The following is a 19,597-nucleotide window of genomic DNA, read 5'->3' as shown; positions in this document are numbered from 1 at the left end:
CGTTGGGCTCAAGCTGATGTAAGAGAGATCACGGCTTCGACTTCGATGGCCACACCGGCAGGCAGCGACGCGACGCCGACCGCACTGCGCGCATGGCGGCCGGCCGCGCCAAACACGTCGACCATCAGGTCGGATGCACCGTTGGCAACGGCGCTATGACGATTGAAGTCCGGCGTGCTGGCGATGAACACACCCAGGCGAACGACACGCGCCACGCGGTCCAGCCGGTCGCCTGTGGCGGCCGCAATCTGCGACAGGACGCCCAGTGCCGAGAGGCGCGCCGCCTCGATGCCTTGATCGTCCGTGAGCTCGTCGCCGAGGCGGCCCAGACAGGCCGGCTGGCCGCCCTTGCGTGATATCTGGCCGGATATAAAGAGAAGATTGCCTTCCTGCACGAACGGCACGTAATTGGCTGCGGGCGAGGCTGCGGCTTCAAGCGTCAGGCCGAGTTCGGCGACACGTGCGGAGATGGAAGAGGTCATATCAGGAGCATCCGATCGTAAGGGAGAACCCATCCTATGGGCCCCGCCCTGGTGTGACCAATCAATTTTTACACGCCATGCATGAGCGAAACTAATGCGTACCGACCAGCACGTCTTGCGCGGCGGTCTGCGTGATCCACGCGCGGAAAGCAGACGCGGCATCGCTCAATCCGCCCTTGGGGGTGACGAGCCACCAGCCGACGCGAGGTTCGTCCAGCACCGCGTCGGGCAATGCCTCCACCAGCGCCTTGCTCGCCAGTTGCTGGCCAATCAGCCGATGGCGGCCCATCGCGATGCCCTGCCCGGCGAGCGCCGCTTCCACGACGATGTTGTAGTCATGCAGTTGCACATGCTGCGCCCGGCTAAGGTCCACGCCGAACCGATTCGCCCAGAGCTCCCACTCGAAGGAATGCTTCGAATACGAGGCCAGAAGCGGAAAGCGCAGCAGATCCTGCGGCTTGCGCGGGCGGCTTCTGCCACTGACAAGGGACGGGATGCAAACCAGCGACAAACGCTCAGGCATCAGTTGCTGCGAACGTACGCCCGGCCAGCCGCCACGGCCGTAACGGATCGCCACGTCGACCTCGCCGCCCGACACGTCGGCCAATGCGATCTCGGGCCGCAACTGCAGATCGATACCGGCATGGGCGGCGGAGAAAGCATGCAAGCGCGGCGCCAGCCAGCGCGTTGCAAAAGAAGCCAGTATCCCGACCGTCAAGGTGGCCCGCTCGCCGGGATGAACGCGAACCTCACGGGTACCGGCGCGCAGCAGTTCGAAGGCCGCATGCACCTTCGCGTAGTATGCCAGGCCCTCCGGGGTCAGCTCGACGGCACGCGTGCGCCGCTCGAATAACGCAACGCCCAGGTCGGCTTCCAGTTTCTGGATCTGGTGACTGACAGCACCTTGTGTCACGAACAGTTCCTGTGCCGCATGACTGAAACTCAGACGCCTCGCGGCTGCTTCAAAAGCACGTAGCGACAGGAGCGGAGGTAATGAGCGGGCGGAATGCATCGGAGCTTGGCAATGGGCACGAAGAGTTTGCCATGCTACGCCACTTGGTATTGCCGCGTGCGCCTCAGACAAGCAGCGCGATGCGAATGCCGCGCGCGCTAGCGCAAGCCGGCCGCAATTTCGACGTTCGCGACCATCGCCATGAGCCGTGGCGCGATATCGTCGATCAAACGACGTCCCTGCGCCGACTGTGCCGGCACCGCGCAGTTGAACACCAGCGTCTCAGCGTCCACCTGCGCGCACAACGGCGCAGCGACGCCGTACGCGTTCTTCTGCATATCGCCGTACGAAAAGCACACGCCGGCTTCACGGTAGTCGCGCAGCGCCTGCTGCACCTGCGCCCCATAAAGTTGCCATTGCTCAGGCACGGCGACGCGTAGCCGGTTCAGCGCCACTTCACGCTCCTGCGGCGTCACCGCCGCCAGCCACGCCCGGCCCATCGCCATCCGCAGAATCGGACGCACCGCGCCGACGTCGGGCCGGGCAAGAATTCGCTCGTCGCCCGGACAGCATTCGATGTAGACCATATTCGACTGATCCCGCATGCCAAGCGACACCGACCCGCGAATCTGCAACGCAAGCTCGCGCATGAACGGCCGCGCGATCTGCCGGATGCGCATGCCGGCCAGCAGCGGATAGCCCATCGACAGCACACCGCCGCCGAGCCGATAGTTGCGCGCCACCTGGTCATGGCGCAGGTAGCCGAGCTCGGTCAAGGTGTAGGCAAGCCTCGACACCGTGGCCTTCGACAAACCCGTCCGCTCGACAAAATCCTTGTTGCCGAGTGCCGCTTCGCCGGGCCGGAAGCAGCGCAGAATTTCCAGACCGCGCGCGAGCGTGAAAGCGAATTGACGGTCGTCGTCGTCGGGAAACGAATCCATGGTCGGCCGCCCGGGAAATGGACCCGGCGAGGGTCGCGCTTCGTCGTCGGCGGCAGGCTGCAAGGCGAGCTGGCGTTCGACCGTTTCCACCATCGCCGCCAGACGCGGCGCGATCTCGTCGACAAGCATCCTGCCGGTCAGTTGCACCCGCGGCACGCCGCAATTGAAGACGAAAGTTTCTGAATCGATCGATTCGCGCAACGGTACGGCGACCGCATGGATTTCAGGCTCGAAATCGCCTTCGCCCAGCGCGAGGCCACACTTACCGAACGTGCGCAGCGCGCCCTTCAACCCGGCGTGATATGCGTCCCACTGCGCGGGGTCCCGGGTGCGAACCTGCTCGAGCACGAGAGCGCGTTGTGCGGGCTCGGCGCGGCCCAGCCACGCCCGGCCCATCGCGGAGGCAAGTATGGGCAGCGAAGCACCGGTATCCGGACGAAACGCCGGCGATTCATGACCGCGTGCAGTCTCGACATACACCATGTGCGAGCGATCGCGGATTCCGAGCGACACCGAACCGCGCGCCACATCGGCAAGCTCCCGCATCAGCGGCCGCGCCAGTTCGCGGATCCGCAGGCCCTGCAGAAACGGATAGCCGACCGACACCGCCGCCGAGCCCAGCCGATATTTGCGTGCGCTGTTGTCATAGCGCAGAAAGCCGAGCACGGCGAGCGTATACGTGAGCCGCGACACCGTGGCTTTCGACAGGCCCGTGCGCTCGGCAAAGTCCTTGTTGCTGAGAATTGCGTCGCCCACCTTGAAGCAGTTCAATAACGCGAGGCCGTGCGCGAGCGTGGTGGCAAACTGGGGATTGCGGAGTGGATTCGGTGCCATCGTTTATGCGAGGAAACGCTCGGGGCGTGCTTGCGCCAATTGGAGCACGTTCGCTAGCCGGCCTCCATCCGTGTTTAACATAGCGAAACCCTGGTACCGCCATCCTGCCAGATTGCTAGGCTGAGCCACCCCTACAGGTCTACGCGGAGTGGTCTCAATGCCTTTGTCATCCTGTCAGCAGGCGCTCGGCCCGCTGTTCAATCCCCAATCGATTGCCGTTGTCGGCGCCTCTTCGAATCCGGCCAAAATAGGTGGCCTGCCGGTGGAGTATCTGCTGACCCAGCGGTATCCCGGCGCAATCTATCCGGTCAACCCGAAACAGGATCGCATCCAGGGTCTGCAGTCTTACCCGACCCTGCGCGACGTCGGTGCGCCAATCGACATGGCCATCTGCGCGGTGCCCGCAGCAGGCGTTATGTCCGCAGTGGAAGATGCGGCGGCCGCCGGGGTCCGCTCGATCGTGATGTTTTCCTCAGGCTTCGCGGAAACCGGTGCAGCCGGCGTGCGCGCGCAGAACGAACTCCGCGCGCTCGTGAAGGACAGCGCGATCAGCTTGCTGGGACCGAATTGCCTCGGCTTCGTCAACAACCATCAAGGCGTGTACGCGACGTTCACCCCCGCGCTGAAAATCGCCGCGCCGCTGCGCGGCAACATCGGGCTGATCAGCCAGAGCGGCGCGTTCGGGATCTTTGCGTTGATGCTCGCGCAGCGTCGCGGTCTGGGTATCAGTCATTTCGTCTCCACGGGCAATGAAGCGGATATCGAACTCGCCGACGCGCTCGCGTGGCAAGCGCTCGACCCTGCCACCTCGGTGATCCTTTGCTACCTCGAAGGCGCGCGCGACGGCGAGAAACTGTGCGCCGCGCTCGAACTGGCTCGCGCGCAGCGCAAACCCGTGGTGATGTGCAAGGTTGGCCGCACCACGCAAGGCGCCGCAGCCGCGGCGTCGCACACCGCCTCGCTTGCCGGCTGCGATGAAATCTACGACGCCGTGCTGCGCCAGTACGGCGTGTACCGTGCGCAAGACATTCACGAACTGTTCGATATCGGCTATGCCTGTTCGGTCGCACCGCTGCCTGCGTCCGAGGCGCTTGGCATCGTGTCGCTTTCCGGCGGCGCCGGCGTATTGATGGTGGACGAAGCCGACCGGCTAGGGCTCTCCGTGCCCCCGCTGGCGCAAGCAGGACAGCAGGCGATTCTCCAGCGCGTGCCGTTCGCGTCCGCCGTCAATCCGGTCGATATCACCGGCCAGATACTCAACGAGCCCGCGTTGCTGGGCGACACCGTCGACACGATGCTGGAGCACGGCCAATACGGCGCGATCGTGTCGTTCCAGGCGGTCACCGGCATTTCGCCGCAACACAGACCGCTGGTCACCGAATTGTGGGCGCGCGTGCGCGCCGCTCACCCGGACCTGACTATCGCCGTCGTCTCGCTCTTCGACGAGCAGAACCGCAATTTTCTCGAGTCGCACCGCTGCCTGACGTTTGAGGAACCCGCTGCCGCCGTGCGGGCGATTGCCGCGCTACACGCATTTAGCCGGCATTTCGAGCGGCAGCGGACGCCGATTGCGTTGCCGGAACCCGTCGCCATCGAGCCTGCGCGTTTCGACGAAGCCGACGCGCTGCGCCTCCTGGCCGACGCCGGCATTCCGGTGGTTTCGAGCCGCGTGGCAAGAAGCGCCGACGAGGCCTCCGACGCAGCCACCCGGCTCGGATTTCCGGTCGTGCTCAAGGTGCTGTCAGCCGACATCGCACACAAATCGGATGTGGGCGGCGTCGCACTGCGGCTGGCCGATTCGCAGGCGGTTCGGGCCGCCTTTGCGCGTATCACGGAGAACGCCGCGCGCGCCGCGCCCAATGCGCATATCGAAGGCGTGCTGGTCGCGCCGATGATCCAGCACGGCGTGGAATGCATTCTAGGCGTGACACGCGATCCGGTATTCGGTCCGGTCGTCATGTTCGGACTGGGCGGGGTTCTCGTCGAAGTGCTCAGGGATGTCACGTTCAGGCAGGCGCCCTTCGACGTCGCGGAAGCGCATCGGATGATTCGCGAGATTCGCGCGTGGCCCGTGCTGGGTGGCGTGCGCGGTCAACCGCCGGTCGACGTCGACACACTCGCCGACACGCTGGCCGCGCTCTCGCGTTTCGCCGCGGCCAACGCCGGCAGCATCGAGTCGATCGACATCAATCCGTTCATCGCGCGGCCCAAAGGCCAGTTTTCGTGCGCCGTCGATGCGCTCGCAACAATCCGCTCAACGGAGAAAACATGTTCCCCATAAGCCCCCGATGGCGCGCATGGATCGTCGTCGCCCTGATGTTCCTGTTCATGCTGATCAATTTCGCCGACAAAGCCGTCATCGGTCTCGCGGCGGTGCCGATGATGCATGACCTTGGACTGACGCCGCAGCAACTGGGCCTTGTCGGCAGTAGTTTCTTTCTGCTGTTTTCAACGGCCGGTGTGCTGTTCGGTTTCGCGGCCAACCGCATCAAGGCAAAGTGGCTGCTGGCGGTGCTCGCGCTCGCGTGGGCGCTGGTGCAGTTTCCGCTCGTCGGCACGGTTTCGTTTCCCTTGTTGATCCTCTGCCGGATTCTGCTCGGCGCGGGCGAAGGACCGGCCTACCCGCTTGCGATTCACGCGACCTACAAATGGTTCGATAACAGCAAGCGCAGCATACCGAGCGCGATCGTCCTGCAAGGCGCCAACACCGGCATGCTGCTGGCCGGCCCGTGCCTGACCTATCTGATCATTCACTACGACTGGCATCGGGCGTTTCTCGTACTCGGCATTGCCGGATGTGTGTGGACCGTGCTGTGGCTGTTGCTGGGCGCCGAAGGTACGGTCGACGAAACGGCGGATGCGGCGGCTGCGCAGACCGCACAGCCGCCGGGCCAGCACATTCCCTACCGGCGGCTGATTGCCGATCCGACGCTGGCGGGCTGCATCCTGCTGACCTTTGTCGGCTATTCGGTGCTGTCGGTTGGATTCACCTGGTTTCCGGCCTACCTGCGGCTCGCGCTCGGTTATCCGGCGGCCGACGCCGGCTGGCTGTTCTCGCTGATTGTCAGCGCAGGCATTCCCGTCACGCTCGCCGCGTCGTTCCTTTCCCAGTGGCTTGGCGGCAGGGGCGTGAGTTCGCGCCTATCGCGCGGTGTCATGACGAGCGTGCCGGTCGCGCTCGCGGGCCTCGCCCTGTTCGGCACGACGCTTGCGCTCAGTCCCGCGCTCAAGGTGTTGTGTCTGAGCGCGACGAATGTGCTGAGCCAGTTGATCTTTTTCTTCGGTCCATTAATGATCGGCGAAGTCACGCCCATCAGACAGCGCGCCGCCTGGCTCGGCATCAATGCTTCGCTCGGTACGCTGGCGGGTCTCATCGCGCCGGCGTTGATGGGGCACTTCGTGAGCGACACACAGGGTATCGCGGAAGGCTTCAGGCATGGTTTCACCATGCTGGGCTGCATTCTGGTGCCGTGCGGCGTGCTCGGCATCTGGCTACTGGATCCCGAACGCTCGGTGCGCGCTTTGCAGCACTTCCACGCTCGCGCCGGCAGCATTCGCAACGACGTGGCCACGAGATCGTCCGCCAGCGAGGAGGCGGCTTGACGGAATAACGTTCAATCGGGAGCGCAGCCTGTCCACCGGCGGACAGGCTGCATTTCGGCTTACTGCTGCGCATCCTCGTCGATACGCTCAACCGGCGGAATCGTGTAGGCCTTCGACAGGATGGCCTCGCGCGGATGGTATAGGCGCAAGATGAGATAGAACCGGCCCGAGGGAGCCGGCAACCAGTTCGAGACCCCCTGCCGCGGTTGCGTGTGCTGGATCAGAATGTCGAGCGAACCGTCCGGGCCGTAGTGCAGGTCGCGCGTGCGATCGCCGATCGCATAGCGCCGGATCGGGTTATCCGCGAAACAGAAGTCGCTGCCGTAAATCGATACTGACCAGAAGGCATCCACCGGCGGCAAGCCTCCAGCAGGAAAGCGCAACACGTAGTCATGCGTGCCGTCGAATTGCTCGCCCTTGCTGTCGAAGTCGCCCAGCGCATAGAGCGCCTCCTCGCTCGCGAGCGCGCCGAGCCCTTTCATCGCAGTACAGGAGCGCGCCAGATAGTCCGTGCCCAATCGGCCACCCGCATAGTTGATCGACCATGGCCGCGCGCGACGGCTACGGGTATGGCCATCGACGATCTCGATACCCGCTGCCACCGCCCTTCGCAAAACCGCCACCTGTGTGTCGTTGGGCACCCTGGCGTCGAACGCCCGCTCCGTTGCAATACCGAGACGGGAAAACTGGGCGACGAGACCCATATCCACCGCAGGCGGCGGGTTGTCGGCCATCGCTCTTGCCAGGTTCGCGAAGAACGCCTCGCCTGACCCGCTCCAAGGCTGGTAGGCCGCGACCGCGCGCGGCAAGCGGGCCGGCGCCGTCGCGCGCAGCGTGAAACCGGCCTGGAAAGCACGCGCTGCCTCCATGTCTTCAACACCATCGATCAATACACGGCCGAGCACCCAGACGAGGTTCGTCGGACAGCGGATTTCGATCGAACCGGGCGGCAGCGAGCCGGACCAGTCGGGGCCGACGATGGCAAAGCTTGCCGCTGACGGCCCCATCACACGCGGACCGAGGTTATGGAAATTGTCGCTATACGCGTCGATGAACTCCATCACGAAGTAACGCCCGGTCGGTGCCGGCGTCGAAAACATGACGGGACCGTCAGCGAGATTCAGCCAGGCCATCGAGTAAAGCAGGTCATTGGCCGGTGTGACGACATCACGGTCTTCGTGGGTCCACGGCCGCGGGCAATGCGAGAACTGGTTGATCGGCGCACGCCCGTTGTTCTGCGGTTCGTCGACGGCGGTCATGAGCGCGCACGTACGCACGATTTCGACGAGCGGATAACCGTATATGAATGCCTGAACCCCTGCGACGTACGCCCATTCCTGCTGTGCATTGCCTATGGTCATTCGAGAAACTCCGTGAGGATCGGCTTGCATGCGAGCAGCACGTACGGGGAGGCGGGATGGCGGGATCCCCTTGCAAGCCTGAGGAGCGCAAAGTATAGGCAGCGGCCGGCGCGCGAGTGTTTAACATAGCGAAACCCTGGTACCGTTATCCGGCCGGCGCGGTAGGCTCGATCCCACTCCTTCCCGTCCATAACCGGAGCGGTATCCATGTCTGGCTTTGCAAGCGAAAACCTCACCGCACTCGCCCGCGACGCGGTGATCTATACCCTGCCACTATTCGAAATGGCGCGAACGCGCGCGGCGACCTGCCCCCGCCGCGACGACAACGGCGAGTTCGCCGGCGACAGTCCGGCTTCGACATTCGGCTGGGTCAATCAGCTGGTGCGCGGCCGTCAGTTGCTGGGCCCGCGAAACCGCGAAGTCGTGACGCCCAATAACGACACGCTTTACCTCAGCACGTGGCTGGACCTCGGCGACGAACCGCTGGTGCTGGAAGTACCCGACACGGCGGACCGCTACTACGTACTCGGTCTGCTGGACTTCTACACCAACCCGTTCGAATCCATTGGCACGCGCACAACGGGCAACGGCGCGCGGCGCTTTCTTCTCTATTACGGCGATGTGCCGCCGCTCGCCGACGACGATCTCGCAGCGATCGCCTGCCCAACGCGAGAGGTCTGGATGATCGGCCGCATCCTGGTCGACGGCATGGACGACCTGGCCGCCGCACATGCCCTGCAGGATCGCTTCGCCGTGAAGACGCTCAGCGGTCAACCCGCACAACGGCGTTTCGATGTCGGCATGGCGCGCGGGGCGGCGGCTGGCGATCCGCGTTTTTATGCAGCGGCGGTCAACGCCGCGCTCGCCCGCAATCCTCCGCCTGCCGCCGAATCCGCACTCGTCACCCGTTATGCCGCGGTCGGCATCGGCGCAAACATCGACGTATCGACGCTCCCGGCGCCCACACTCGCCGCGCTCGGCAGCGCGCTCGAGCAGGTGATCGGCGAACTGGGCGTGCCCCAGCCGTCGGCGCTCGGCGGCGGATGGTTCCTGCCGGTGGAAGTCCGCGCTTCGTTCGGCAACGACTATCTGAAGCGCGCACACGTCAGCCGCAACTACATCGGCGCACTCGGCATAGAGGAAGCGATGTACGTCACCGCCGACCGGGACAGCGAAGGACAACCGCTTGACGGACGCCACGCGTACGAACTGTCGTTTCCGCCTGACGGCCTGCCCCACTCGCAGGCATTCTGGTCGATCACGATGTATGACAAGGCATCGCGCATGCTGGTGGATAACGCGATCGAGCGATACTCGATCGGCGATCGCTCACCGCAGCTTCGCTACGATCAAGGCGGCCTGTCGCTGACCTTGTCGGCAACACCGCCGCTTGACCCTGCCGCGCTAGCCAACTGGCTCCCCGCGCCGGACGGGCTGTTCTACATCATGCTGCGCATCTACATACCGGGCGCGCTTCATCTCGACAGGAAGTTTCACTATCCGCCGATCCGCCGCGTTCCGGCCGACCGACCCTGAAAAACCGTCAGCTCATTTGCCCAACCCGTTGAACAGCCTGTTGACCGGCCCGTTGACCAGCCCGTTGACTAGCTAAGGCGCCGGAAAGTCCAGGCGCCTGCTGACCTTCACGCCGGCCGCCCATTCCAGCGCGGCCGCGCCGCCAAAATAAAAAAATCCAATATGCGGCGACGGATTCCCGCGGCTTGCTCCGTTAAAGAGACTGGAGCACAACGTTCGCGAATCACCCACATCCTGACAACACTGAAAGCTGGCACAGCCAACCAGCCGTCGTGAGGGCTCGGCCAACGTTATTGCCCCCTGTTTTCCGGCCCATGCGTTCGATTCCCTTACTATGACAACTCAAATACTGGTCGTTGACGACGATGTCGAACTCCTTGGTTCGCTGGCCGCCTTTCTCGGACGAGAAGGAATGGCGGTCTCCGTTTTGCACGAGGTGCGATCGCTTGGCGATCAGATCGAACGGAACCCGCCGGATCTGATTGTCCTCGACCAGATCATGCAAGGCGTAAACGGTCTAGCCGCACTAACCAAACTCCGCGCCGCGGGCAACACGGTCCCGGTGATTCTGGCCTCGGGGCCCGACGACATGGACCGGATCGTGGGACTCGAAATGGGCGCGGACGACTGTATCGGCAAGCCATTCAATCCGCGCGAACTGCTTGCGCGCATGCGAGCCGTATTGCGCCGACAAACCCAAGCCGCGCCGGGCACCGCGCGTGAGGAACACGCCGTGATCGGATTCGGCCCATTCACGCTGGATCTTCAACTGCGCACGCTGATCATGGAAAACAACCGGCTCACGCTGTCGGCCGGAGAATTCGCGCTACTAAAGGTCTTCGTCAGCAACCCTATGCGCACGCTGACCCGGGAGCGCCTGCTCGAGCTGCTGCATGGCCCGGAAGACGATCATACCGACCGCGGTATCGACGTCCAGGTGTGGCGGCTGCGCAGAATCCTCGAGAGCAACCCCTCCTCTCCGCGCTTCATCCAGACCGTGCGCAGTCACGGTTATGTGTTCGTGCCGGATGGCGCGCAGCAGTCCACGAGGCACTGATGCTTCGCTTGCCGCGACGATCGCAACGCTGAGCCTGGATGTGGACAAGGCCTTCAAGGCACTGCATTATCCTTGCTGGCGAGCAGCGCCGAACCAGAGAGGCGACAATGCCCAGGCACAACCCAGCGCTTCATCGCAACGAAAAAGTCCCCATGACACCGGGCCGCCGGCGGCTTCTCATCGCCGGCGCGATACTGCTGATAGCGGCGTTAGGCTGGGGACTCTCGGTGATCCTCGAACCCGCCTTCCGCCATACGATCGTCATCACCACCGGTGCGGACAACGGCATCTATCGCGGCTTTGCAGACCGCTATGCGCCCCTCCTGAAACGCGACGGCATCAAACTCGATATCCGCAGCTCGTCGGGTTCGAGCGAAAACTATCAGCGCCTGACGGACCCGAACAGCGAATACGAAGTAGGTTTTATCCAGTCCGGCACCACCCGCCCCAAGGACACCGATCACCTGCAGACAATCGCCGCGGTCTCCTATGAACCGATCTGGGTGTTCTACCGTGGCGAGCCCACCGTCAACCGGCTGGCGCAACTGCGTGGCAAGCGGATTTCGATCGGCGTTCCCGGCAGCGGCCTGCTGAACGTTTCGCAGGTATTGCTCGGATACAGCGGCGTCACACGGGACAATACAACGCTGCTCGAAATGGACGCGGCCCAATCCTATCAAGCGCTCGAAAACGGCCAGCTGGATGCGGCCTTCTTTATCGGCAGACCCGATGCGCCCATGCAGACAACGTTGCTGAACAGCGATCTCAAGCTGATGAGTTTTGCGCAGGCCGATGCGCTGGTGCAGAAATTCCCGTCGCTATCCAAGGTGATCTTTCCGCGCGCGTCGACCAGTGTGGTCAACGATCTGCCGCAGACCGACGTCACACTGCTCGCCGCCACCGCGTTGCTCGTCGCAAAAGACACGCTGCACCCCGCGCTGGTCTACCTGTTGCTGGACGCGGCCAAAACCGTCCACGGCGGCGAAGATTACTTCACGCGGCTTGGCGTGTTTCCCAATCTGAACACCGAAGAATTCCCTGTTTCTGAAGAGAGCGAGCGTTACTTCAAAACGGGGCGCCCTTTTCTCCAGCGCTACCTGCCGTTCTGGCTAGCCAGTTTTATCGAACGACGGTTGCTGATCCTGCTTCCCTTCATGGCGTTATTGCTCGGGTTGTTGCAGGCGTTGCCGCGCATGGCGGAAGCCCGCATCAAGAAACGCCTGGTGGTCTGGTATCGCGAGATCAAGGCGCTTGAAGATGAAATATGGAAAAACCGCCATCCCACCGCGGACCAGCTTGCGCAATGGCAGGATGAGATCGAGCATATCGATGCGAACGCCAACCAGATCAAGATGCCACAGCGTTATATCCACGACGTCTATGCACTCAAACAGGCGATTGGCGTAGTCCGGGACCGGATTGCCCGGGTCGCGCGGCAAGCATAGCTTAGGCCGCCGGCGCGGCAGCGTCGTCGACAATCGGCTGGCGAGCCATGAACCAGTAGAACAGCGCGGCACATCCGGCAATGATGCCGCCGGAGATGAACGCGAGCGCATAAGAACCCGTGCGATCGACGATGAAGCCCGCGACGACCGGCGAGAATGCCCCACCAAAGTAGCCGCCAAAATTCTGGATCGCGCTCACCGACGCGATCATCGACGACGGCGCGATATCCGCCGCGAGCGCCCACGCCGAGCCGACCACGGCGGCAATGAAGGCGAGGCCGACGGTGAACAGTGCGATGGTCACGCTGAATACGTGGGTGAACGGCAACGCGATCGCGCACGCCGCCGCGCCCACTGAACAGCAGGCAATCAATAGCCGCTTCGCATCGATCGCCGAGGCGAGATGGCGATCGACGATCTTCTTCGCCAGATAGCCCACCGCGATTTCACCCACGGCGCCCCCCGCCCACGGAATACCCGCGACCACGCCAAGCTGCGCGAACGAGATGTGGAAGCGGTCGAGCAGATAGAGCGGCAAAAACACGAGGAAAATGTTCCACAGCCAGATCGTGCAAAAGTAGCCGAGGATCATGCCCCACACGCTGCGGCGGCCGAACAGCGAACGCCATTTGAGCGAGGAGTTCGCCAGCGACCGTTCGTGACCACCGCCGCCGGCTTCGATGTAGGCCAGTTCGTCTTTCGACAGGCGCTTGCTGTCGACCGGATTGCGATACAGCAGCAGGAACAGCAGCGCGAACGCGATCCCGACGGCGCCGGTCACATGGAATAGCGAGCGCCAGCCGAACGCGACCATCAATGCAACCAGCATGGCGGGCGCGAGCGCCGGTCCCCACTTCGACGATGAATCCCATACGCCCGTCGCGAAGCCGCGCTCCTTGGCAGGAAACCACGCCGCTGTGATTTTCGCGGAGGTCGGCCAGCACGGCGCCTCCCCCACCGCGAGCAACGCACGCATCACCAGCAAACCGGAGATCGAACCCACCACGCCCGTCAGCCAGGTCGCGACACTCCACCAGATCATGCCGAGCGCATACGCACGCTTTGCGCCGAAACGGTCGATCACCCAGCCCGCGGGTAACTGCATGACCGCATAGGTCCACGCGAACACGCTGCCGAGCAGACCAATCTGCGTGCGTGTCAGCCCCAGTTCCTGAATCATGCCGGGTGCGGCGATCGAAAGACTGGCACGATCCATGTAGTTGATGATCCCGCCGATCAGCAGCCAGATCAGCACGTGCCAGCGGAAATTGAGGTGAGTGGACGGCGCCGCGGCGGCCGGTACCGGAATGATGGGTTTGTTCAAATCGTGTCTCCGTCCAGATGGCCTTATGCGGCCATTCATTGTCGCCAGTGGCATCTTTGAGCGCTACGCAGCACGATGCTCACGTGCATGCACTGTGTGGCCCTTATGTGATCCTTACGTGGCAATTAAGCGGCCACCGAGCGACCAGTGTACGGACCGGAACCCGTCGGCTCCAATGAGGAAACCGGATGGGCCGATAGCGTTTACGTTATCGGCCTCTCCATCAAGACGGTCGCAACAGCAGCTTCTGGACTCGCCAGTTCAGAAGCTCGGCCACAAACAGCACGTTCTCGGACGGACAAGCCATTTGATGAATCCAGCCAAACTGCTTCAGTTGCTTGCCGGATTGACCCAGCACGCCAAGCAGTTTCCCTTCGAGCGTCAGTTTGTAGATGCGTCCCGGAAACGCATCGGAACTGTAGAGCACCTGATTCGGGCCCGGCGAAATGCAGATCGCCCACGGCGAGCCAGGCGCAAACGTGCCCTCGGCTATGGCGGCTTCGTCCGGCACGTTGCCGATTGCCGGTTGAGCGCCAGGCGGCACCGGCACGTCGATTGTGAACTGCCGCTGGAAATTGCCTTCGCCGTCGAACACCTGAATGCGGCGGTTGCTGCGATCGGCAACATAGACGAGACCCTTCGCATCGACCGCGATGCTGTGTGGCGTATGAAACTGACCCGGACCCGTGCCACGATCGCCCCACGATTTGAGCCAGTTGCCGTCCTTGTCGACCTTCGCCACGCGGGAGTTGATGTATCCGTCGCTAATGTAGGTGTTGTCGGCGCTGTCCCACGCGACATCGGTAACCTGCCTGAAGCGTCCCGGCTCTGCCGGCAGCGGCGGATTCGGATGCTTGAGCGGACCGGTTGCCTCGTCCGCCGCCTCCTGCTTACGGCCGAACACCATGGCTACGCGTCCCTCCGGCGTGAACTTGATCACCATGTCGGAACCCTTGTCGGTCACCCAGATATTGTCGTGCCGGTCGACTTTGACCGTGTGCGCAAACGACCACGCGTACAGGTTGTGGCCGATTTCGCGGACGAAGCGGCCGTCCGGTGCGAACTCGAGAAGCTGGGCCGCAGCCGCGCCGTAGGCCGGCCCAATCGAGTTGCCGCGCGAGAGCACAAAAATATGTCCCTTCGAGTTGAAGCTGACGCCCGAACACTCGCCGAGATAAACATCGTTTGGGAGACGCAGCAGATTGGGAACCGACTCGTAAGCGATGCCCGGGACAGATTCCGCGTAGGCGAGACTGGGGAACAAAGCGAGCGCCGCAGCACTTTCGGCGGCCAGAGCGAGGAAGCGGCGACGGCTCAACACCGCGCCCGGAGAGTCACTGCAGCAAAGACAGGAGTACGACTGTTGATCGTTCATTGGCTTGTCTTCCTTTCGCTCGCCTTGCGGGACAGCGGCGTGGTCGGTTTTCGCGCCAAGGTATGCGGCATGTCCGGATAACAGGCGCACAAAGTCTTGCACGGCGAGGATACACCGGGAAGACGCACACGCAAATTCCCGCTGCCTATAAGACCACGCAGACCACACAGATCACGCGTACTATCCCGTCTGTCCGGATCGACGGCCGTACTCAACGGCGCAACCGCTATGCGCCACGCTTCACTCGAGGTGATATCCATGCTCAGGAATCTTTCGCAAGCCAGCTTCGCAACCGTCGCGATCGCCATGCTAGGCGCTTGTGCGATGCCGCCCGCCAGTCCGCCGAGTGCATCTCTCGATCCGCCTCAGGCCGAGCGCGTGATGACGCTCACTGCATCGGGCGTGCAGAACTATTCGTGCGAACTCGACGCGCAGGGTCATCTGGGATGGGTGTTCCGGAGCCCACAAGCCACGCTCTACGATGCAAGCGGTCACGCGGCGGTCCGGCATGGCGCGGGGCCGTCCTGGGAGGCGGAAGATGGCAGCCGGGTCGTAGGCCGCGTGCTCGCGCAGAAGCCCAGCGAAACACCGGCGAGCATTCCCCAGCTATTGCTCGAAACACATAGCACTGCCGGTAGCGGCACATTGTCAGCAGTACGATATGTGCAACGCGCGCATACCGTCGGCGGGTTAGCGCCCACGGCGCCGTGCTCGACGGAGCATGAATCCGGAAGCTCGCCCTATCTCGCGAACTACGTGTTCTACCGCTAGGCCGACCACGCTGCGCGCCGCACGCTTACTTCATGTTGGGCTGGTTCGGCGGCGGCAGCGCCGGATCGAGTTTCGCGGACTGTCTCACCAACTGCTCGGTCATCGCAGCCGCAACCGGATTCGAACCAGGACGATATGGATCGTTGCGGCTGAACTGGGGTTGAGGTTGAGGTTGAGATTGCGGCCGTGGCGGCGGCAATGCCGGATCGAGTTGCGCGGACTGTTTGACCAGCGCATCCGTCATTGCGGAAGCAATTGGATTCGAGCCGTCACGATTCAGGCTGTCACGCCGGGTTTCGGTTCGCGTCACCGGGACCGGGCGCGGCGCTACATAGGCATGCTGCGCGACCGGTTCACGTGGTCGCGTATCCGCTTTCGGTGGTGCCTGCACGACCTCTTTCGCCGGCGAGCCGGATTGCGTCACCACGGTTCCGCTCACAACCTGATTGGGATCGGTCGCTGGGGGGCTGGGCAGTGGTGCTGCGCCAACCACAGTTCCCGCTGTAGCATGAGCGTCATCCAGTTGGGGCGTAGCCTGGAAAGAAGTCGCGGCCAATTCCGCTGAATTGTCCCTGGGGACCTCGGTATCGGCCGCTGCGTGATCTCTTTCCTGCAACAGCAGGAAAGCGCCGAACGCCACTTCGATGAGCAGCACGCCGACTATCAATGATTTGCTTACATTCCTCATATTAACCAACGATTCGTTCAATCGGTGCGACAGGATTGATGACGGCCGCCCGCTCAAAGAACGCATCGGACGGCTGGTTCGCGGCTTGGGCCCGCGACGGGTTGATGTGGGGATGATTTGCGCGGCCCGCACACGTTGACGTGTCCAGCGGGAGGGGTCCGGCGGCTCACGCCACCAAACGGCACGGGACATGCTACGTATGCTAATGCGAAAAAACAATCCGTGCTGAGCGCAACAAGACCACGCGAACTAGTCCGCAATGCGCGAGCATTCTGCGTGCCCGATGCCAGCAGGGACCACAGCGCGATGTAGTGGAACATCCGGTCGGAGAAAGGTAATTTTCTCGTCCGGATCGGTCAGATTTTTGTCGGCAACGAGCTAGAGGCTCGTTACATTGACGGAAATGTGTTTGACCCTGCTTTCTGCGTCAGCAATCCGGGATGACTGCGAGTAGTTTGACCGGCGAGACCCAACCAATTACCGATCATCTTCTTCGGTTGCGCCTTAAATTGAGCGACGCTTCTCTTAGCATTTCTGCAAAGAGGGGCGCGGCGCGGGTTCAATCGCGTCCCTTCGGACAGAGTAGTCCAAGCTGGCTCGAAAAATAACGCGCAAACACCGCTGACCCGGTCGTTCGCAAACAGCAGACAGGAAGACCGCGCTCCCTCGCCGGTCCGTCAGATCGCCTCTCCTCCCGTTCCGGAAACAAGGCGCGCCGCCATGAAGTCGATCAGCGTGCGGATGCGGCGCGGAACCGGGCGGCCAGCGCTCCACACCAGGTGCACCGGAACCGGCTCGGGTTCGAACGCGTCCAGCACCGTCACCACCTGCGCCGCGTCGAGCAGTTTCTGCACCTGAAAGATCGGCGCCCGGCCGACACCCGCGCCTGCCGCAGCCGCGGCATTGCACGCAAGCGCGCTGGCGGAGCGGAACCGCCCCGTGACCTCGACAGCGCCACCGGCCCGATCGAACGCCCATGTCTCACGCTCGGCATGCTGGCGCAGGATGCAGTCGTGTGAGGCAAGATCGGACGGATGGACCGGGTAGCCGCGCGCGGCGAAATAGCCCGGCGTGCCGAACACCACCCGTCGCAACGTGCCCACCTGTTTCGCGCGTAAGTTCGAATCCGGCAGACGTCCGAGGCGAACCGCGAGATCGATACCGGTTTTCGCGAGGTCGAGATGCTGCTCGGCGAGCACGAGTTCGGCGCGGACAGACTCGTGAATCGCCAGAAACGTCGCAAGAATCGGCGAGACAAACTCAGCGCCGAATGCCGTTGGCGCGCCGACACGAATACTGCCGCGCAACTGTGTGGCCTGGTCGACGAGTTCGTCGCGCGCTGCGCTGATTTCTCCCAGTGCAGGCCGAATTCGCGCGGCGAATTTCAGGCACGCCGCAGTGGGCTCGACACGGCGCGTCGTACGGTGAAACAAGGTCGTGTTCAACTCGCGCTCGAGCGCCGCGATAGCACGGCTCACCGACTGCAGCGTTCGCCCCAGCGAGCGCGCCGCAGCCGTCAGGCTTCCTTCGTCGAGGATAGCCAGCAGCACTTCATATTCGTCTTTGTTCATGCCCGTCATTCTCTCGTTTTCCGGAAGAATCTCTGACGGCTCGCACCGCTAGCCGGGAGCCGCTCACCGCCTTACATTCTAGCCATGTCGATACCCGGCTGATTCCCAAGGAGGCGATGAATGATTCAACGAAACGAGAATGGCATGCCGATGAAATACAGCGACCGGTTCACCCTCGCCGATGCACGCCAGGTTGCGCGCGCAGCCGAAGAGGAAGCTCTGCGTCACGATTGGCCCATGGTGATTGCGGTGGTGGATAGCGGCGGACACCTGGTGCTTCAGCAGCGGCTCGATGGCGCGCAACTCGGCAGTTACGAGGTGGCAAGACAGAAAGCCGAAACGGCCGTGCGATTCCGGCGCCCGACGCGCGTTTTCGAAGACGCCCTCACGCAGGGCGGGCTCCATCTGCGTCTGCTCGGCATGACCAACCTCGTGCCGCTGGATGGAGGAATCCCGCTGATTCGCGATGGCGCCGTAGTCGGCGCGATAGGTGTGTCGGGCATGCGCTCCGACCAGGACGCACAGGTCGCCCAGGCCGGCGCCGATGCGCTGCCGGCAACGGAACCAGAATCGGAATCGCCGCGCGGCCGTTAAGGTTTGCCTTTGAGGGTGAACGGCGCCAGCAGAGACCGTACGTCGACCTGCTGACCCTGGAGCAGAAGCAGCCTCGCATGCAGCACCAGATTCTCGAGAACCAGCTTCGCGGTGCTCAGCAGATACAGCGCATGAATGTCGGAGATCGACATGTTGCCTGCTTCGACCAGGTGATGACGCTCGACCAGTGAACTCATGACAAGCCGCCTGAGTTCCTGCTCACCGAATGGGAGGTCTGCGAAGTCGATCGGGTCGTCGGCTTCCACTTCCCGCAGCAGTTCCACCAGCGTTTCCGTGCTTACGTCCATGTGCAGGCTCCACGTTGTCGTTAAGACCAGCATAGCCAAACAGAGTCACCAGCACTCACAGCCTACCGTGTCTGCCAGCGAGAGTCCACCGTGACCTGACCTGGATGCAGCAGTAGAATGCTCCGGACACGGAGGGTCATCCTATGGCAAGCATAACGAGCATCGACATTGAACAACTGCGCCCGCTGCAGGCAACGGTCGGCATGCTGGAAGTCGATGCAAAGCGAAAGCGCCTTCTGGCCATGGATGCAAAGTCTTTGAAAGCCTTCCTGAAGAGCGCACCGATCCCAACCGTCATTGGCAAGCGCAACAGGCACTATGTCATCGACCATCACCACCTCGCGCGGGCGCTATGGGACGGTGGCATCACGAAGGCGTTCGCCGAGGTGGTAGCGGACCTGTCGCAACTGCCGGACGAGAAGTTCTGGGACACCGTGATTGCAAAACGCTGGGTGCATCCCGTCGATGAACGCGGCATTCTGCGAGCCATTTCCGCGATTCCCGACGAGATCTCCGCCCTTATCGACGACCCGTACCGCAGCCTCGCCGCGTTCGTGCGCGACGCCGGCGGCTATCTGAAAACGCCCGAACCCTTCGCCGAGTTCCAGTGGGCGGATTTTTATCGCACACGCATTCCGATGTGGACGAGCGAGTCGCAGTTCAACGCAGCGGTCGAGCAGTCTGTCCACCTGGCGTGGAGCCCCGACGCCCGAACGCTGCCGGGTTTCAGATCGCGTCGCGTGAAATAGCGCCGG

17 protein-coding genes are annotated in these 19,597 nt (G+C 63.0%); 8 read left to right on the top strand and 9 right to left on the bottom strand.

Translation table 11 applies throughout. The features are described 5' to 3' along the window. Positions 1-8: 8 nt before the first annotated feature. The 3 genes from GH665_RS23895 to GH665_RS39555 all read right to left on the bottom strand — a co-directional run bounded on the left by GH665_RS23895 (position 9) and on the right by GH665_RS39555 (position 3,209). Positions 9-482 (bottom strand): RidA family protein, encoded by a 474-nt coding sequence (locus GH665_RS23895; RefSeq protein WP_153139514.1) that lies wholly within the window; start codon positions 480-482, stop codon positions 9-11. 91 nt (positions 483-573) lie between these two features. Continuing rightward, complete coding sequence (gene gcvA / locus GH665_RS23890; RefSeq protein WP_153139512.1) at positions 574-1,494, bottom strand: transcriptional regulator GcvA; 921 nt, start codon at positions 1,492-1,494, stop codon at positions 574-576. Between the two features lie 98 nt (positions 1,495-1,592). Then, positions 1,593-3,209, bottom strand: coding sequence for an IclR family transcriptional regulator (locus GH665_RS39555; RefSeq protein WP_343038762.1), 1,617 nt, complete (start codon positions 3,207-3,209; stop codon positions 1,593-1,595). 157 nt (positions 3,210-3,366) lie between these two features. On the opposite strand from GH665_RS39555, the gene GH665_RS23875 reads away from it, so the two are divergent. Beyond that, positions 3,367-5,490, top strand: coding sequence for an acetate--CoA ligase family protein (locus GH665_RS23875; protein ID WP_153139510.1), 2,124 nt, complete (start codon positions 3,367-3,369; stop codon positions 5,488-5,490). Then, positions 5,478-6,812, top strand: a complete 1,335-nt coding sequence (locus GH665_RS23870; protein WP_153139508.1) for an MFS transporter — start codon at positions 5,478-5,480, stop codon at positions 6,810-6,812. Before GH665_RS23875 ends, GH665_RS23870 begins: the two co-directional genes overlap by 13 nt. Positions 6,813-6,871: 59 nt before the next feature. Here GH665_RS23870 and GH665_RS23865 read toward each other — a convergent pair whose 3' ends face one another. Beyond that, positions 6,872-8,173, bottom strand: a complete 1,302-nt coding sequence (locus GH665_RS23865; protein WP_167530999.1) for a DUF1254 domain-containing protein — start codon at positions 8,171-8,173, stop codon at positions 6,872-6,874. A gap of 207 nt (positions 8,174-8,380) precedes the next feature. Between GH665_RS23865 and GH665_RS23860 the strand changes: the two genes are divergently transcribed. The 3 genes from GH665_RS23860 to GH665_RS23850 all read left to right on the top strand — a co-directional run bounded on the left by GH665_RS23860 (position 8,381) and on the right by GH665_RS23850 (position 12,211). Continuing rightward, entirely contained in the window at positions 8,381-9,709 is a 1,329-nt protein-coding gene (locus GH665_RS23860) for a DUF1254 domain-containing protein (protein ID WP_153139504.1), read from the top strand. 334 nt (positions 9,710-10,043) lie between these two features. After that, the gene (locus GH665_RS23855) at positions 10,044-10,766 is read left to right on the top strand and encodes a response regulator (protein ID WP_153139502.1); all 723 of its coding nucleotides are present in this window, start codon (positions 10,044-10,046) and stop codon (positions 10,764-10,766) included. A gap of 152 nt (positions 10,767-10,918) precedes the next feature. Then, entirely contained in the window at positions 10,919-12,211 is a 1,293-nt protein-coding gene (locus GH665_RS23850; protein ID WP_246216344.1) for a TAXI family TRAP transporter solute-binding subunit, read from the top strand. 1 nt (position 12,212) lies between these two features. On the opposite strand, the gene GH665_RS23845 is transcribed toward GH665_RS23850, so the two are convergent. Both GH665_RS23845 and GH665_RS23840 read right to left on the bottom strand, forming a co-directional pair. Next, positions 12,213-13,535: an MFS transporter gene (locus tag GH665_RS23845; protein ID WP_153139498.1), complete on the bottom strand. Its 1,323-nt coding sequence runs from the start codon at positions 13,533-13,535 to the stop codon at positions 12,213-12,215. Positions 13,536-13,758: 223 nt separating this feature from the next. Further along, positions 13,759-14,910, bottom strand: a complete 1,152-nt coding sequence (locus tag GH665_RS23840) for a peptidyl-alpha-hydroxyglycine alpha-amidating lyase family protein (RefSeq protein WP_153139495.1) — start codon at positions 14,908-14,910, stop codon at positions 13,759-13,761. 258 nt (positions 14,911-15,168) lie between these two features. Here GH665_RS23840 and GH665_RS23835 point away from each other — a divergent pair, with 258 nt between their 5' ends. Further along, positions 15,169-15,681 (top strand): DUF3455 domain-containing protein, encoded by a 513-nt coding sequence (locus tag GH665_RS23835; RefSeq protein ID WP_153139493.1) that lies wholly within the window; start codon positions 15,169-15,171, stop codon positions 15,679-15,681. 25 nt (positions 15,682-15,706) lie between these two features. On the opposite strand, the gene GH665_RS23830 is transcribed toward GH665_RS23835, so the two are convergent. Continuing rightward, on the bottom strand, positions 15,707-16,336 hold the full coding sequence (locus tag GH665_RS23830) for a hypothetical protein (RefSeq protein ID WP_217361903.1): 630 nt from the start codon (positions 16,334-16,336) through the stop codon (positions 15,707-15,709). A 710-nt stretch (positions 16,337-17,046) separates the two neighbouring features. Continuing rightward, positions 17,047-17,940, bottom strand: coding sequence for a LysR family transcriptional regulator (locus GH665_RS23825; protein WP_167530998.1), 894 nt, complete (start codon positions 17,938-17,940; stop codon positions 17,047-17,049). 120 nt (positions 17,941-18,060) lie between these two features. On the opposite strand from GH665_RS23825, the gene GH665_RS23820 reads away from it, so the two are divergent. Next, positions 18,061-18,534 (top strand): GlcG/HbpS family heme-binding protein, encoded by a 474-nt coding sequence (locus GH665_RS23820; RefSeq protein WP_246216343.1) that lies wholly within the window; start codon positions 18,061-18,063, stop codon positions 18,532-18,534. Here GH665_RS23820 and GH665_RS23815 read toward each other — a convergent pair. Further along, positions 18,531-18,842 carry a hypothetical protein gene (locus GH665_RS23815; RefSeq protein ID WP_028195325.1) on the bottom strand — a complete coding sequence of 104 codons (312 nt, stop codon included), beginning with the start codon at positions 18,840-18,842 and terminating at the stop codon, positions 18,531-18,533. The genes GH665_RS23820 and GH665_RS23815 overlap by 4 nt on opposite strands. A 143-nt stretch (positions 18,843-18,985) precedes the next feature. On the opposite strand from GH665_RS23815, the gene GH665_RS23810 reads away from it, so the two are divergent. Next, positions 18,986-19,591, top strand: a complete 606-nt coding sequence (locus GH665_RS23810) for a ParB-like protein (RefSeq protein ID WP_153139487.1) — start codon at positions 18,986-18,988, stop codon at positions 19,589-19,591. Positions 19,592-19,597 lie beyond the last annotated feature (6 nt).

The organism is Paraburkholderia agricolaris, assembly GCF_009455635.1.
GTDB classification, from domain to species: Bacteria; Pseudomonadota; Gammaproteobacteria; order Burkholderiales; family Burkholderiaceae; genus Paraburkholderia; species Paraburkholderia agricolaris.
The sequence above is the reverse complement of the archived record's forward strand: the minus strand, read 5'-3'. Positions and strand labels throughout refer to the sequence as shown.

Coding starts and splice junctions, on each gene's coding strand:
- GH665_RS23895 (WP_153139514.1), bottom strand. CDS start 482: ATGACCTCTTCCATCTCCGCACGTGTCGCCGAACTCGGCCTGACGCTT.
- gcvA (WP_153139512.1), bottom strand. CDS start 1,494: ATGCATTCCGCCCGCTCATTACCTCCGCTCCTGTCGCTACGTGCTTTT.
- GH665_RS39555 (WP_343038762.1), bottom strand. CDS start 3,209: ATGGCACCGAATCCACTCCGCAATCCCCAGTTTGCCACCACGCTCGCG.
- GH665_RS23875 (WP_153139510.1), top strand. CDS start 3,367: ATGCCTTTGTCATCCTGTCAGCAGGCGCTCGGCCCGCTGTTCAATCCC.
- GH665_RS23870 (WP_153139508.1), top strand. CDS start 5,478: ATGTTCCCCATAAGCCCCCGATGGCGCGCATGGATCGTCGTCGCCCTG.
- GH665_RS23865 (WP_167530999.1), bottom strand. CDS start 8,173: ATGACCATAGGCAATGCACAGCAGGAATGGGCGTACGTCGCAGGGGTT.
- GH665_RS23860 (WP_153139504.1), top strand. CDS start 8,381: ATGTCTGGCTTTGCAAGCGAAAACCTCACCGCACTCGCCCGCGACGCG.
- GH665_RS23855 (WP_153139502.1), top strand. CDS start 10,044: ATGACAACTCAAATACTGGTCGTTGACGACGATGTCGAACTCCTTGGT.
- GH665_RS23850 (WP_246216344.1), top strand. CDS start 10,919: ATGACACCGGGCCGCCGGCGGCTTCTCATCGCCGGCGCGATACTGCTG.
- GH665_RS23840 (WP_153139495.1), bottom strand. CDS start 14,910: ATGAACGATCAACAGTCGTACTCCTGTCTTTGCTGCAGTGACTCTCCG.
- GH665_RS23835 (WP_153139493.1), top strand. CDS start 15,169: ATGCTCAGGAATCTTTCGCAAGCCAGCTTCGCAACCGTCGCGATCGCC.
- GH665_RS23825 (WP_167530998.1), bottom strand. CDS start 17,940: ATGAACAAAGACGAATATGAAGTGCTGCTGGCTATCCTCGACGAAGGA.
- GH665_RS23820 (WP_246216343.1), top strand. CDS start 18,061: ATGATTCAACGAAACGAGAATGGCATGCCGATGAAATACAGCGACCGG.
- GH665_RS23815 (WP_028195325.1), bottom strand. CDS start 18,842: ATGGACGTAAGCACGGAAACGCTGGTGGAACTGCTGCGGGAAGTGGAA.
- GH665_RS23810 (WP_153139487.1), top strand. CDS start 18,986: ATGGCAAGCATAACGAGCATCGACATTGAACAACTGCGCCCGCTGCAG.